General features: G+C 50.8%; 11 protein-coding genes and 1 pseudogene. 6 read left to right on the top strand and 6 right to left on the bottom strand.

What is annotated here, in order from left to right; all coding sequences use genetic code 11:
- Positions 1–6 precede the first annotated feature (6 nt).
- Positions 7–126 (bottom strand): 5'-nucleotidase, encoded by a 120-nt coding sequence (locus HV157_RS18320; RefSeq protein ID WP_275943653.1) that lies wholly within the window; start codon positions 124–126, stop codon positions 7–9.
- A 49-nt stretch (positions 127–175) separates the two neighbouring features.
- Here HV157_RS18320 and HV157_RS18315 point away from each other — a divergent pair.
- Positions 176–873 (top strand): IS1-like element IS1B family transposase gene (locus tag HV157_RS18315; RefSeq protein WP_095033700.1). Its coding sequence is split into 2 segments (ribosomal slippage): positions 176–425 and positions 425–873, totalling 699 coding nucleotides; the frame shifts between segments, so codons are not numbered across the junction.
- Between the two features lie 15 nt (positions 874–888).
- Here the strand turns inward: HV157_RS18315 and HV157_RS18310 are convergent.
- Positions 889–1140, bottom strand: a pseudogene (locus HV157_RS18310) (5'-nucleotidase); the annotation flags it as partial.
- Between the two features lie 249 nt (positions 1141–1389).
- Here HV157_RS18310 and HV157_RS18305 point away from each other — a divergent pair.
- Positions 1390–2510, top strand: a protein-coding gene (locus HV157_RS18305) for an IS3-like element ISSen4 family transposase (RefSeq protein ID WP_103015411.1) whose coding sequence is annotated in 2 segments (ribosomal slippage) — positions 1390–1648 and positions 1648–2510 — 1122 coding nt in all. Because the reading frame shifts where the segments join, the coding sequence is not laid out codon by codon here.
- On the opposite strand, the gene HV157_RS18300 is transcribed toward HV157_RS18305, so the two are convergent.
- From HV157_RS18300 to HV157_RS18285, 4 genes are all read right to left on the bottom strand, one after another.
- Positions 2503–3399, bottom strand: coding sequence for an HrgA protein (locus HV157_RS18300; RefSeq protein ID WP_182268804.1), 897 nt, complete (start codon positions 3397–3399; stop codon positions 2503–2505). The two genes, HV157_RS18305 and HV157_RS18300, sit on opposite strands and share 8 nt — an antisense overlap.
- 942 nt (positions 3400–4341) lie before the next feature.
- Complete coding sequence (locus tag HV157_RS18295) at positions 4342–4647, bottom strand: hypothetical protein (protein WP_106503483.1); 306 nt, start codon at positions 4645–4647, stop codon at positions 4342–4344.
- Positions 4648–5102: 455 nt separating this feature from the next.
- The gene (locus HV157_RS18290) at positions 5103–5630 is read right to left on the bottom strand and encodes a LuxR C-terminal-related transcriptional regulator (RefSeq protein WP_044857798.1); all 528 of its coding nucleotides are present in this window, start codon (positions 5628–5630) and stop codon (positions 5103–5105) included.
- A gap of 206 nt (positions 5631–5836) precedes the next feature.
- Positions 5837–6534 (bottom strand): IS1-like element IS1B family transposase gene (locus tag HV157_RS18285; protein ID WP_095033700.1). Its coding sequence is split into 2 segments (ribosomal slippage): positions 5837–6285 and positions 6285–6534, totalling 699 coding nucleotides; the frame shifts between segments, so codons are not numbered across the junction.
- Positions 6535–7078: 544 nt separating this feature from the next.
- On the opposite strand from HV157_RS18285, the gene pgaA reads away from it, so the two are divergent.
- The 4 genes from pgaA to pgaD are packed head-to-tail and all read left to right on the top strand — an operon-like array spanning position 7079 to position 13281.
- Complete coding sequence (pgaA, locus tag HV157_RS18280; RefSeq protein WP_182268803.1) at positions 7079–9517, top strand: poly-beta-1,6 N-acetyl-D-glucosamine export porin PgaA; 2439 nt, start codon at positions 7079–7081, stop codon at positions 9515–9517.
- 8 nt (positions 9518–9525) lie between these two features.
- Complete coding sequence (gene pgaB, locus HV157_RS18275) at positions 9526–11529, top strand: poly-beta-1,6-N-acetyl-D-glucosamine N-deacetylase PgaB (protein WP_182268802.1); 2004 nt, start codon at positions 9526–9528, stop codon at positions 11527–11529.
- A complete protein-coding gene (gene pgaC, locus HV157_RS18270; protein ID WP_182268801.1) occupies positions 11522–12853 on the top strand; it encodes a poly-beta-1,6-N-acetyl-D-glucosamine synthase in 1332 nt (443 codons plus the stop codon). Before pgaB ends, pgaC begins: the two co-directional genes overlap by 8 nt.
- The gene (gene pgaD, locus HV157_RS18265; RefSeq protein ID WP_014171599.1) at positions 12850–13281 is read left to right on the top strand and encodes a poly-beta-1,6-N-acetyl-D-glucosamine biosynthesis protein PgaD; all 432 of its coding nucleotides are present in this window, start codon (positions 12850–12852) and stop codon (positions 13279–13281) included. Before pgaC ends, pgaD begins: the two co-directional genes overlap by 4 nt.
- The last annotated feature ends 4 nt before the right edge of the window (positions 13282–13285 follow it).

Genomic DNA, 13285 nt, shown 5'->3' with positions numbered 1-13285 from the left:
GGTGTACTAATCAACGGGGAGCAGGTCACTTGTTATATCTACTCCTTTTTTTCTTATATTGTTCAGTATCATAAGTCCTGTATCAGGACTATTTCTTGACATAACCACTACTTCAACAAGGGTGATGCTGCCAACTTACTGATTTAGTGTATGATGGTGTTTTTGAGGTGCTCCAGTGGCTTCTGTTTCTATCAGCTGTCCCTCCTGTTCAGCTACTGACGGGGTGGTGCGTAACGGCAAAAGCACTGCCGGACACCAGCGCTATCTCTGCTCTCACTGCCGTAAAACATGGCAACTGCAGTTCACTTACACCGCTTCTCAACCCGGTACGCACCAGAAAATCATTGATATGGCCATGAATGGCGTTGGATGCCGGGCAACCGCCCGCATTATGGGCGTTGGCCTCAACACGATTTTCCGCCATTTAAAAAACTCAGGCCGCAGTCGGTAACCTCGCGCATACAGCCGGGCAGTGACGTCATCGTCTGCGCGGAAATGGACGAACAGTGGGGCTACGTCGGGGCTAAATCGCGCCAGCGCTGGCTGTTTTACGCGTATGACAGGCTCCGGAAGACGGTTGTTGCGCACGTATTCGGTGAACGCACTATGGCGACGCTGGGGCGTCTTATGAGCCTGCTGTCACCCTTTGACGTGGTGATATGGATGACGGATGGCTGGCCGCTGTATGAATCCCGCCTGAAGGGAAAGCTGCACGTAATCAGCAAGCGATATACGCAGCGAATTGAGCGGCATAACCTGAATCTGAGGCAGCACCTGGCACGGCTGGGACGGAAGTCGCTGTCGTTCTCAAAATCGGTGGAGCTGCATGACAAAGTCATCGGGCATTATCTGAACATAAAACACTATCAATAAGTTGGAGTCATTACCTTCAACAAGAGGAGATTTATCAGCTTCTTTTTTATACTTATTTAGCCCCAGCAAAGCCTCTACCAAGGGAAATCCAGTTCCAGGAAGCAACTCATCATTCTCATGCAAAAGCATGTAGTCTCTGTATTGCTCAATTGCTTTTTCTGGATTGCTGGAACAGAATTCCTTAAAAAGATTATCTGATTCCTGCATATTGAAAAGTGCTGTTGAACTAATACCAATGACCAGAGTATTAGTCAAATCATAAGCCATAACTATCTCCTAAGACCTTTATTAGTTAACGTTTACAATTGATTAAGAGAAAAAACCTATTCATATTCAATACCCCATTCGTTTATTTTAAGTTTTTTATTTAACGAGAATTGGTTTATCAAATCAATATATTCTTTAAAGTCTGGATTCAATTCAATAAGACGATTAATAGTTTGCCTGACCTGCTCCCCGTTGATTAGTACACCCCGATGTTAGTAATGTCTTCATAAGCCACATGAGGACATCCCCATGAAGAAGCGTTTTTCCGACGAACAGATCATCAGTATTCTCCGCGAAGCCGAAGCTGGGGTACCCGCCCGTGAACTCTGCCGCAAGCATGCCATTTCCGATGCCACGTTTTACACCTGGCGTAAGAAGTATGGCAGTATGGAGGTGCCTGAAGTTAAGCGCCTGAAGTCGCTTGAGGAAGAGAACGCCAGACTCAAGAAGCTGCTTGCCGAAGCCATGCTGGATAAAGAGGCGCTTCAGGTGGCTCTTGGGCGAAAGTACTGACGACAGACCAGAAGCGGGAAGCCGTGATGTTGATGTGTGATGCGACCGGTCTGTCGCAACGTCGTGCCTGCAGGCTTACAGGTTTATCCCTGTCGACCTGCCGCTATGAGGCTCACCGTCCGGCTGCTGATGCGCATTTATCAGGGCGCATCACTGAGCTGGCACTGGAGCGCAGGCGTTTTGGCTACCGTCGTATTTGGCAGTTGCTGCGCCGTGAAGGGCTTCATGTTAATCATAAGCGCGTGTACCGGCTTTATCACCTCAGTGGCCTGGGCGTAAAACGCAGAAGACGTCGTAAAGGGCTGGCAACAGAACGTCTGCCGCTGCTCCGTCCGGCGGCGCCCAATCTGACCTGGTCGATGGATTTCGTCATGGACGCACTTTCCACCGGTCGCAGGATCAAGTGTCTTACCTGCGTCGATGATTTCACAAAGGAATGCCTGACGGTCACTGTTGCCTTTGGGATTTCAGGCGTTCAGGTCACGCGTATTCTGGACAGCATTGCACTGTTTCGAGGCTATCCGGCGACGATAAGAACTGACCAGGGGCCGGAGTTCACTTGCCGTGCACTGGATCAATGGGCCTTTGAGCATGGTGTTGAGTTGCGCTTAATCCAGCCGGGCAAGCCAACGCAGAACGGATATATTGAGAGCTTTAACGGACGATTTCGCGATGAATGTTTGAATGAGCACTGGTTCAGCGATATCGTTCATGCCAGGAAAATTATTAATGACTGGCGGCAGGATTATAACGAATGCCGCCCGCACTCCACGCTGAATTATCAGACACCGTCTGAATTTGCAGCGGGCTGGAGAAAGGGTCATTCTGAGAATGAAGATTCCGACGTTACTAACTGAGTGTTGTATCTAATCGTGGGGGCAGGTCATGCCAATCTAAACTTATTTTTTCTTTTGCTTGAAGAAGAATCTGACTTTCAGACGGATTATGTACATCGAGGAGGATAACGCCAATACCATGTGCCGCATTCAGAACAGTTAACTCATCAATACAGTTATTCTCAATGCTTGCAGCTACAAGATAGCCATAGTGAGACCATGATGAGTTAGAAACGGTCTGAAAGTATGCCTCTCTAACGTTCGAAATAACTAAAGATTTTTTTACTTCAAAAGACCAAAGAAAAGCACGTTTACCACCAAGAATTGAAACCGCATCCTTAGTCAAGGACGACCAATTATGACCAATATCCTGGACCCCTATAACATCTGGATGTACCCACTTATTACTCTTGAAGGCTCCCTTTTTGGATTTCTTTTCATCTACACGACGAACAAGCACGTTTAATGAACTCGAAGTATACTCGCTTAGAAGAGGATATAATTCATGCTCAGAATAAAATTCGCCATGGGGATCAGAAACGTCAGCATCATCCGTGACAAAGATATCTTTATTTAATTGTATGCCCTTTGCCTCATCATCTGACCAAAGATACTTTCTAGGTTTTCCTGCCGTCACATTAATATGAGCATTTCTCTTAACCAGCGAAGGTCTTTGGGCGCCTATCTCTGCCGCTACCTGGGAGATTAGGTCTTCAACACTCGAAAGATGTTCTGATGAAGCAAGTTTCTTTTCTGCGTATTCAGGAAAGCTTTCGCAAACTTTGATTGCCAATTGCCTGGCGGTAAACGGAACATTAGGGCTTGCCTTAAGTACGAACAAAGTCATACCAATCAATGTTTTAGTTTTATGACTAACAAGAAAATCTGAGTCAGCTTTTATTTTGTTCACACCCTATCCTTTTGTGCTTCAACGAGACCAAGAGCCTGGAACAACAGAACTCTTCTTTATTCTCTCCAACTATATCAAAATTGCTCCACGTAGTAGTAACCTTAGTTACTGTAATTGCTTTAAGTGAGGTTTACCGTGACTATCTCGAACTTTCAATATGTTCACGATCTAGCCAATGTCATGAAACATCAAGAGCTTTCGAAGAAAACAAACTTATCTTAGTAAACCTTAACCTGAGGACGTCAGATGTTGCAGCTCATAACAACCAGAATCAGCCCAGATATCTCTGAAGAGCTAATTGCTTTAGCTTGCTCATTATGAAGTACTCTCACCTAATGCAATATAGTTGTTAGAACTGGGATACGAAGATGGGCCATCTTAAACCAAGGCAATTTGATGGTAGGATTATGGTAGCTTCGAAACGCCGTATTTAAGCAATACTTAAGTCATGAAGAACCAAACTTAAACATTTTTCTCAAGGTAAACCAGTAAAAAACTGTTAGTGCTGATGGATCGTTTGGTCTTTTTTGAAGGGATTGAAAATCCCCGTGTCCTTGGTTCGATTCCGAGTCCGGGCACCACTCATTTATAACCCTCGCTTCGGCGGGGGTTTTTGCTTTCTGAGCCAACAACTTGTTGGTTCACCAGAAGTAAACACCCTTACCTCTCCCCCAACTCCACTTCCCGGTGGTACAAAATGGGCGTTATGACAAAACCCACCAAATACCGAAACGGCGCTTAGTATATCCGCCAAGCAGTCCCTCAGGGGAAGGTAAGAATCGGTACAAGGTACCGTGCCAGCATCAACCGAGGGAACACCGTCAGCAACGTGCTGATTTCTATGACAAGCACTCCCGCATAGATAGAATCCACACGGGGTGCTACGACGGGCTTAGCAAGCCTGCAAAGAAGTCTTTATACGATTAAAGAGGTTTTCGGTTTTCAGTCCTGAAAATCATCGTTTTCCAGGTAATAACGAACCGCGTAGAGAAGCTCACCACTCCCTGAGGCAGGATTATGCTCTAGCTTATTGTCAATGATCGCCTTAAAGATTGGCGCTTCAAGGAAAGTGCCGTAGTTATCTTCAAAATCCATTTCTTCGTCTTCGTTTTCAGCAATATAATAACGACCATTGACTATATCTTCTTCTGAAGAAAGGCTGAACGATGGCGAAACATACAACCAACCTACATCAGGCAAACCATCTTTCATTTGTAGCAATTCGTTAAAACCATTAATGACAATCATTTAAACCTCCACTATTTTCTGCAGGACGTCCCGCCACCCCATTTATTACGACCCCCAGCTCCATCAGGATGGTAAATTTTATGGTAGCTTTTATGATCATTAAAATTTGCTTACTACAGTGCCGAGGGGTGTCACCATGATGCCACGCCCTCCCTTTAGGCGATAACCATTTGAATTTACGATATCTTAGCGATCGAACTTGCTCCGCTACACCGGGGTATTTGCCTTGTCACACTCGTTCAAAATCAGAGTCCACTTTCAAATGCTTGTATGCTCTGAAGAGTCCAAAGTATGTTCATGGAACACATAGTACACCTTAAGCCTGGTTCAACCTTCCACGTGACCTAATTGAATTCTGCGAGATGGAATGCCCCCACCTCCGGTTCAAACTAACGGAACAAGTTATAATGTAGCGCACCCTCGTGGCGGGTTTTTGCTTTTGGGGTAAAGCAAAGCTAGGGATCGTTCCCATCCGAATCCAGCAGTTTATTTTTAAAGATAAACAAACAAGCCTCGTTGAAGTTCTCTGCCCCCAGCCGTTCTGAAAGCGCGGTCCGTTTACGGTAGAGGCTTTTAATCGACGTATTCAGTTCCTGTGCCACCTCTTCCATCGCCATGCCAGCCCTGAGCAACCGCAGCATAATGGCTTCATGCGTGCTCAGTCGTAAGTTCAGCAGCCACTTTGTTGTCAGACGTTTGCCCTTCATGTTGAGCACCAGGTTGAATAACGACGCCATATCGGGTGCCGTGAGCGACGTGTTCATAAACAACTTCATGCTGAGCAGATTCTCCTCGCGATGCCGCATATCGAGCATAACGCAGCAGATTGTTTTTTTCGTTCTGGCCGGATGGCGTATCAGGTAATCATATAAACGCAGCGGTGCACGGCTATCAATCAATACAGAATATTCATCTGCGCCGTTATCAAATATCTTTCTGTCAATGGAGTCCAGCAGGATTATATCCGGAAAAAATATCCTCATCCCCCTGACAAGGTAGCGATCCTGTGTCACTAACACTATTGAAGTTGCCACTAACCATCCCTTTTAGATTAAAGCAAGAACGACCCTTCGGAAAGAAGTCCGCCTTCGTTTTATAGCGCTTTTATATTAACGATAAATGTATTCTGGCTTTGATTGACCCTCAATTCGCACATTCATTGATACGTCTTCCCGGTAATGACTCCAACTTATTGATAGTGTTTTATGTTCAGATAATGCCCGATGACTTTGTCATGCAGCTCCACCGATTTTGAGAACGACAGCGACTTCCGTCCCAGCCGTGCCAGGTGCTGCCTCAGATTCAGGTTATGCCGCTCAATTCGCTGCGTATATCGCTTGCTGATTACGTGCAGCTTTCCCTTCAGGCGGGATTCATACAGCGGCCAGCCATCCGTCATCCATATCACCACGTCAAAGGGTGACAGCAGGCTCATAAGACGCCCCAGCGTCGCCATAGTGCGTTCACCGAATACGTGCGCAACAACCGTCTTCCGGAGCCTGTCATACGCGTAAAACAGCCAGCGCTGGCGCGATTTAGCCCCGACGTATCCCCACTGTTCGTCCATTTCCGCGCAGACGATGACGTCACTGCCCGGCTGTATGCGCGAGGTTACCGACTGCGGCCTGAGTTTTTTAAATGGCGGAAAATCGTGTTGAGGCCAACGCCCATAATGCGGGCGGTTGCCCGGCATCCAACGCCATTCATGGCCATATCAATGATTTTCTGGTGCGTACCGGGTTGAGAAGCGGTGTAAGTGAACTGCAGTTGCCATGTTTTACGGCAGTGAGAGCAGAGATAGCGCTGATGTCCGGCAGTGCTTTTGCCGTTACGCACCACCCCGTCAGTAGCTGAACAGGAGGGACAGCTGATAGAAACAGAAGCCACTGGAGCACCTCAAAAACACCATCACACACTAAATCAGTAAGTTGGCAGCATCACCCGTCTTCCCATAGACTATCATTCAATGGCTGCCATTAATTATAAGTAAAAAACAATCTCAGAAAAGTCACTTTTATGGATATTAAGAATTTTTGTCATGAAACTTCCCAAACATGCACCGGAAAGTACTTTAATTCACACCAATAAGGCACATTAAAAATATAAACAAATTTGTCACAATATAAATAAAAACCAATAAAATCATAAAGTTATAAATATAAACTCATTTCAAAATAATCGTTTAGGACAGCTCATTACAGAATTATCTCAAAACAACCACCCTGCTTTTCAACATATTTATCTGCCAACATATCGGGTGTACATTACCAGCCACTTAGCCCTGACCATAAGGACCCATAATTACCTTTAAGTAAGTACCCCATAACGTAACTGCATTCAGATTAAACGTTCTCATTTATGGCCTTTAACCCCGTGCTTAAAGGCGGCCGTGTTATGCAATGGATTTATGATAAACAAATGGCAAATAGATATGGAAAGATCACTTCGCTTCAATACGTTATTCTTTTACCGCACTCCCGCTTTATTGTTTCTGTTATTACTTTTCCCCTTTCTGGTTCAGGCAGCAGAATCAGTATATGAACAACAGATTCAGCAGGCGCGTAACGGTAATTACGCTCCTTTTCTGCAATATCTTCAGCGTTATCAGCAGCAACATGCCCTGACGCCTGAGCAGGTTGCGGACTGGTTGCAGGTGGCGTCCTGGGCGGGTCGTGATGACGACGTTATTCAGGTCTGGCTGCGTTACAAGGTCTATATGGCTCTTCCTGCCCGTGGCGTGGCTGCTGCTGCTCAGGCAAGGCGAAACCAAAAGGCGTGGCAACCTGCGTTAATGCTCTGGAAGGAGGCGTGTAACCTTGCACCGGATAACGACGATTATCGCATCGGCTACATCAAAACCCTCGCCGACGCCCGCATGGATACACTGGCTCTGCAGGAAGCCCGGCAACGGGTGGCGGAAAAGCCCTCTCTGGCTCACCTCCAGACGCTCTCTTATGTCTATTCACGTCAGGGGAAAAACCAGGAGCGGCTTTTGGCAGACATCCGCGCGTTGAATAGTGCGCCAGCGGATGACGCCCTTCGTACTGAGTTGATTGATGCGTTAACAGACAACCGGGCCGACACGCCTGCCCTGCGGCTTTCACAAACGGTGACGCTGCCCCCCGCGCAACGCCGCCGTCTGGCACTCAACGCCGCCGCTGAAATGGTACGCCTTGCCGATGTGCCTGCCCGTACTGAAACAGAGCGTTTGCAGCTCGCGCAAGCGGCGCTGAACCGCTATGACGAACTGCTGTCCCGCTGGCAAAACGAACCTCAGGCAGCGGAGGACGTTATCCGGGCCCGTGTCGATCGGCTTGGCGCGCTTCACGCCCACGGTGATTATCCACAGGTCATCAGGGAATATCAGGCGTTAACGTCGGCTCAGCATCCCGTGCCGACCTGGGCAATTGGCTGGGTTATCTCCGCGTATCTGGAGGAGAAAAATGCCGATGCCGCCCTCTCGCTTCTCAAACGTTATCCAGACTATGCGCCGGATCCGCAGGACGACGATCATGCGCTTTTCTACGCCTGGCTGGATACCGGGCAGTATCAGGCCGCTCGCCAGTATGTTGAGAAGATAACCCGTAACACGCCCTGGACCCGCTATGATTTCGGTTCGCCAACCCCGCAACCCAACGATCAATGGCTCATCGGGCAGTCGCTCACCTTTAACTATTTGCTGATGACCAATGCCCTTCCGCAAGCCGAAAAGCTGGCGCAACGTCTGGCTGCGTCAGCGCCGGGAAATCAGGGATTACAGATTGATTACGCCACCTTACTTCAGGCGCGGGGTCTGCCGCGGGCGGCGGAGCAAAAGCTCAAAATGGCCGAGACGCTGGAGCCATCCAATATCGAGCTGGAACGGCAGCAGGCCTACGTCGCAATGGATCTGCAGGAGTGGCGACAGATGGATTTACTGGCCGATGACGTTATCGCCCGCGCGCCTGTCGACGGGAGCGCCCGACGTCTGGACAGGCTCAGAGACGTCCATCATCTGTCCGAACTGCGTTTGAACGCGGGCAAAGGACTGCACTCTGATAACCCCGTCAGCGGCACACACGATCTGAGCTGGGATGCCACGCTCTACGGTCCGCCCGTCGCGGATAACTGGCGGCTGTTTGGTGGAACCCGATTTGCGCAAGGCAATTTCGACGAAGGCAAAGGCAGCAGCCGCCACCTGTTTGCCGGCGTCGAATGGCGGCCTCGCGACCTTCTGGTCGAAGCAGAACTCTCCGGTAACCATTATCACGGTGCAAACAAGCCCGGTGCTCGCCTCTCGGCGGCGTACAGCCTGAACGATAGCTGGCAGGTGGGCGGAAACCTTGAACGTCTTTCACGCACGACGCCTTTACGGGCACTGCGTAATGGCGTCAGCGCAAACCGGGGAGAAGGCTGGGTCCGCTGGTATCAAAACGAACGCCGTGAGTACCAGTTTAACGCCTCTGCCAGCCACTTTTCCGACCATAACCGCCGCCAGGAGTTCGCCCTTACGGGTAAAGAGCGGCTGTGGCAGACACCCACCCTGACGCTGGATCTCGAACCGGGTATTTCAGCGAGTACCAACACCCTGCGGGACACGCTCTATTACAACCCGGAGCGGGATCTCTCCGTAACGGCGGCCCTGTCCGTCGATCATCAGATGTACCGCCATTACGACACGCTCTGGAGCCAGCAGGTCGTTCTCGGCGGCGGGGAATACTGGCAGAAAAATCAGCCCGCTGGTGCCATCGCCCTGCTGGGTTACGGGCAACGCATTCAATGGAACAACGTCATTGATAGCGGCGTGATGCTGAACTGGGACAAGCGCCCTTTCGACGGTAAACGAGAAAGCAATCTCTCCGTCACGTTTGATGCGAATTTACGCTTTTAAGGATGAATATGCTGAACAAACGTTTTTCTGTGAGCCTGATAATTATCGGCTGGTTATGCCTCAGCGCGAGCGTCTGCGCTCAGGCCCTCTCGTTTACGCCCCCCCAGGAACGGCCACAGCCTGAGGCGAGTAAACCCTGGCCAAAGAACCATTTTCTGGTTCTGGCCTACCATGACGTTGAAGATGATGCAGCCGATCAGCGCTACCTGTCCGTTCGTACCAGCGCCCTAAACGAGCAGATCGGCTGGCTTGTGCATCACGGTTATCACGCTATTAGCGTGCAGGATATTCTGGATGCGCATGAGGGCAAAAAAACGCTGCCGCCCAGAGCCTATTTACTCAGTTTTGATGATGGCTACAGCAGTTTCTACACCCGCGTCTGGCCACTCCTTCAGGCCTGGAACGTCCCTGCGCTGTGGGCACCGGTGGGCAGTTGGGTAGATACGCCAGCGAATCAGCAGGTCAATTTCGGCGGACTGATGACGCCCCGCGAGCGCTTTGCAACCTGGGATATGGTGCGGGAGCTAAGCCAGTCTCCGCTGGTTGAGATTGGCTCGCATACCTGGGCTTCGCATTACGGCATACCGGCTAACCCACAGGGAAGCCGTGAACCCGCCATCGCCAACCGCTTTTACGATAAAGCGACGGGGCGTTATGAAACCGATCGGCAGTTCAACCAGCGGATCGCTGATGACGTGCGCAAAGTTACCGACAAAATTACCCGGGTGACGGGAAAAGCGCCCCGCGCCTGGGTCTGGCCCTATGGCGCCGCGAACGGCACATCGCTCGCCATCGCCAGAAAGCAGGGTTATCAACTGGCCTTTACCCTTGAGGATGGGCTGGCGGATGTGCGCGATCTCGGCAATATTCCGCGTCTTTTGATTTCCGGAAATCCCTCGCTCAAATCCTTTGCCAGCACGGTCAGCCAGATTCAGGAGGCCGATCCCGTGCGCGTCATGCATGTCGATCTCGATTATGTTTACGATCCCGATCCGGCCCAGCAAACCAACAACATCAACAAACTTGTCCAGCGGGTTTACGACATGAAAATCAGTCATGTTTTCCTGCAGGCGTTTTCCGATCCGCTGGGCGATGGCACGATCAAAGCGCTCTACTTCCCTAACAGCCGGCTTCCGGTGCGCGCCGATCTGTTTAATTTTGTCGCCTGGCAGCTGCAAACCCGTGCAGGCGTAAAAGTCTATGCGTGGATGCCGGTGCTCTCTTTCGATCTCTCACCCGCACTTCCGCGGGTACAGCGCTGGGATCGTCAAACGGGCCAATTGCACGAGGCTACCGACCCCTACATCCGCCTCTCCCCGTGGAACCCCGGGGTTCGTCAGCAGGTCACGGAAATCTATGAAGATCTTGCCCGCTACGCCAGCTTCAATGGGATCTTATTTCACGACGATGCGGTGCTGACAGACTTTGAAGATGCCGGCCCGGATGCCCTGCGCGCCTGGAATAACCGCAGCATCGCCGCGATGCAACACGATCCGGCCGCCCTTCATGCCTGGAGTCGCTTTAAAAGTCAGACGCTCATCGGCTTTACCCGCAGCCTTAGCCAGGCGGTAAAAAACATACGCGGCCCGCAGATTAAAACTGCGCGGAATATGTTCGCCCTGCCCATCCTGCAGCCCGAGAGCGAAGCGTGGTTTGCACAAAATCTGGATGATTTTCTGATGACCTACGACTGGACGGTTCCGATGGCTATGCCGCTGATGGAATCCGTTCCGGCAGAGGAAAGCGATGCCTGGCTCACGCGGTTGATCGCCGCCGTTGCCGCACGGCCCGGTGCGCTCAATAAAACCATTTTCGAGCTACAGGCCCGGGACTGGGAGCAGAAACCTCAACGTGCCGTGCCCGACACGCGTCTGGCGCAGTGGATGCGCGTACTCCAGCTGAACGGCATCAAAAATTATGGTTACTACCCCGACGATTTCATCAACAACCAACCTGATATTTCACGCATCAGGCCTGAATTCTCTTCGTACTGGTACCCTGACAATGACTGATCGCATTATCGCATTCTCTATTTTATGCCTGGTATTCGGGTTGCCTCTGGGCGTGGCTGCCCTCTTTACCGGAGAACTGATTCTGGATTTTGTCTTCTTCTGGCCACTGTTCATGTCCGTGCTCTGGATAACCGGGGGGCTCTATTTCTGGTTTCAGCTTGAACGGCACTGGTCATGGGATAAGCAGACGCCTGCTCCCACGTTAGACGGCGATCCGTTAATTTCAATCCTGATCCCGTGTTTCAACGAGGAAAGAAATGCCCGGGAGACCATTAGCGCCGCGCTGGATCAGCGCTACCCCCATATCGAAGTTATCGCGATCAACGATGGTTCTTCTGACAACACCGCAGAGGTGCTGCAGCAGCTGGCGCAGGAACAGCCGCGCCTGCGCGTCATTCACCTCGCAGAAAACCAGGGTAAGGCGGTGGCGCTTAAGGCCGGCGCGGCGGCGGCGCGCGGCGATCTGCTGGTCTGTATTGATGGCGACGCCCTGCTCGATCGTGATACCGCAGCCTATCTGGTAGAGCCGCTGATTAAGTATCCCCACGTCGGGGCCGTCACCGGGAATCCGCGTATTCGCACACGATCAACGCTGATTGGCCGTATTCAGGTAGGCGAGTTCTCATCGATTATTGGTCTCATCAAACGGACACAGCGGATCTACGGCAGGGTCTTTACCGTCTCCGGGGTTATTGCGGCCTTTCGCCGGCAGGCGCTGGCAGATGTGGGGTACTGGAGCCCGGATATGATCACCGAAGATATCGACATCAGCTGGAAGCTTCAGCTTCGACACTGGGATATCTTTTTTGAGCCGCGGGCGCTGTGCTGGATCCTGATGCCAGAGACGTTAAAAGGTCTGTGGAAACAGCGTTTACGCTGGGCGCAGGGCGGTGCGGAGGTCTTTCTGGTTAACCTTCGCAAGATCGTGCGCTGGGAACATCATCGCATGTGGCCGCTGTTTTTAGAGTACGCGCTGTCAACGCTGTGGGCATTCGCCTATGCGGTGACCGTGTTGCTGTTCATTGTCAGCCATATCATTACGTTACCCACAAACCTGACCGTCGAGAGCCTGTTTCCTCCTGAATTTACCGGGTTGCTTCTGGGGGTCATGTGTCTGATGCAATTCCTCGTCAGTTTGTATATCGAGCGACGCTATGAAAGAAACGTGGCGAGTTCACTTTTCTGGGTGATCTGGTTCCCGATGGTGTACTGGATGATTGGTCTGTTCACCACCCTCGTCGCCTTTCCAAAAGTCATGCTTAAACGTCAGCGTGCACGTGCGCGCTGGATCAATCCGGACCGGGGAAAAGGAAGCATTCAATGAACGAAAATACGCTAATTCTGACTGAACATCGGCTATTGCCCCGTCTTTTTGATGCGGTGCTGACGCTGCTGGCATGGGGAGGTTTTCTGTTTTTTCTCTATGCCAATCTGTGGATGCAGGTAACCGAGGAGAGCAACTACCGCTGGGGCATTATTATTGCCTCGTTTAATACGGTGCTGATCTATTTGCTGATCGCCGCGCTTAACGGCTGGTTGCTCATTCTGTGGTATCAGTACAATCGCCGTCGCGCCCAGGTAAGGCGGCGGCGTCCCGATGCCTGGCGTCACGATGAGCTGGCGAGAAGCTTTAACGTCCCCCCACAAATCATTTCAGAGATGAGTCAGTACAATTTGCTGACGGTCTATCATGACCAGATCGGCCGCATCATTGACCTGAAGATAAGTCAGCAGCACGACGAGCATCCCTGAGCCG

This window comes from Enterobacter sp. RHBSTW-00318, assembly GCF_014101375.1.
Classification (GTDB): Bacteria; Pseudomonadota; Gammaproteobacteria; order Enterobacterales; family Enterobacteriaceae; genus Enterobacter; species Enterobacter ludwigii.
Note: the sequence above shows the minus strand (reverse complement) of the source record. Positions and strands in the feature narration are given on the sequence as shown.

Excerpts from the sequence above, each read along its gene's own strand:
- pgaA (WP_182268803.1), top strand. The coding sequence starts at position 7,079 with ATGGAAAGATCACTTCGCTTCAATACGTTATTCTTTTACCGCACTCCC.
- HV157_RS18295 (WP_106503483.1), bottom strand. The coding sequence starts at position 4,647 with ATGATTGTCATTAATGGTTTTAACGAATTGCTACAAATGAAAGATGGT.
- HV157_RS18290 (WP_044857798.1), bottom strand. The coding sequence starts at position 5,630 with ATGAGGATATTTTTTCCGGATATAATCCTGCTGGACTCCATTGACAGA.
- pgaC (WP_182268801.1), top strand. The coding sequence starts at position 11,522 with ATGACTGATCGCATTATCGCATTCTCTATTTTATGCCTGGTATTCGGG.
- pgaD (WP_014171599.1), top strand. The coding sequence starts at position 12,850 with ATGAACGAAAATACGCTAATTCTGACTGAACATCGGCTATTGCCCCGT.
- pgaB (WP_182268802.1), top strand. The coding sequence starts at position 9,526 with ATGCTGAACAAACGTTTTTCTGTGAGCCTGATAATTATCGGCTGGTTA.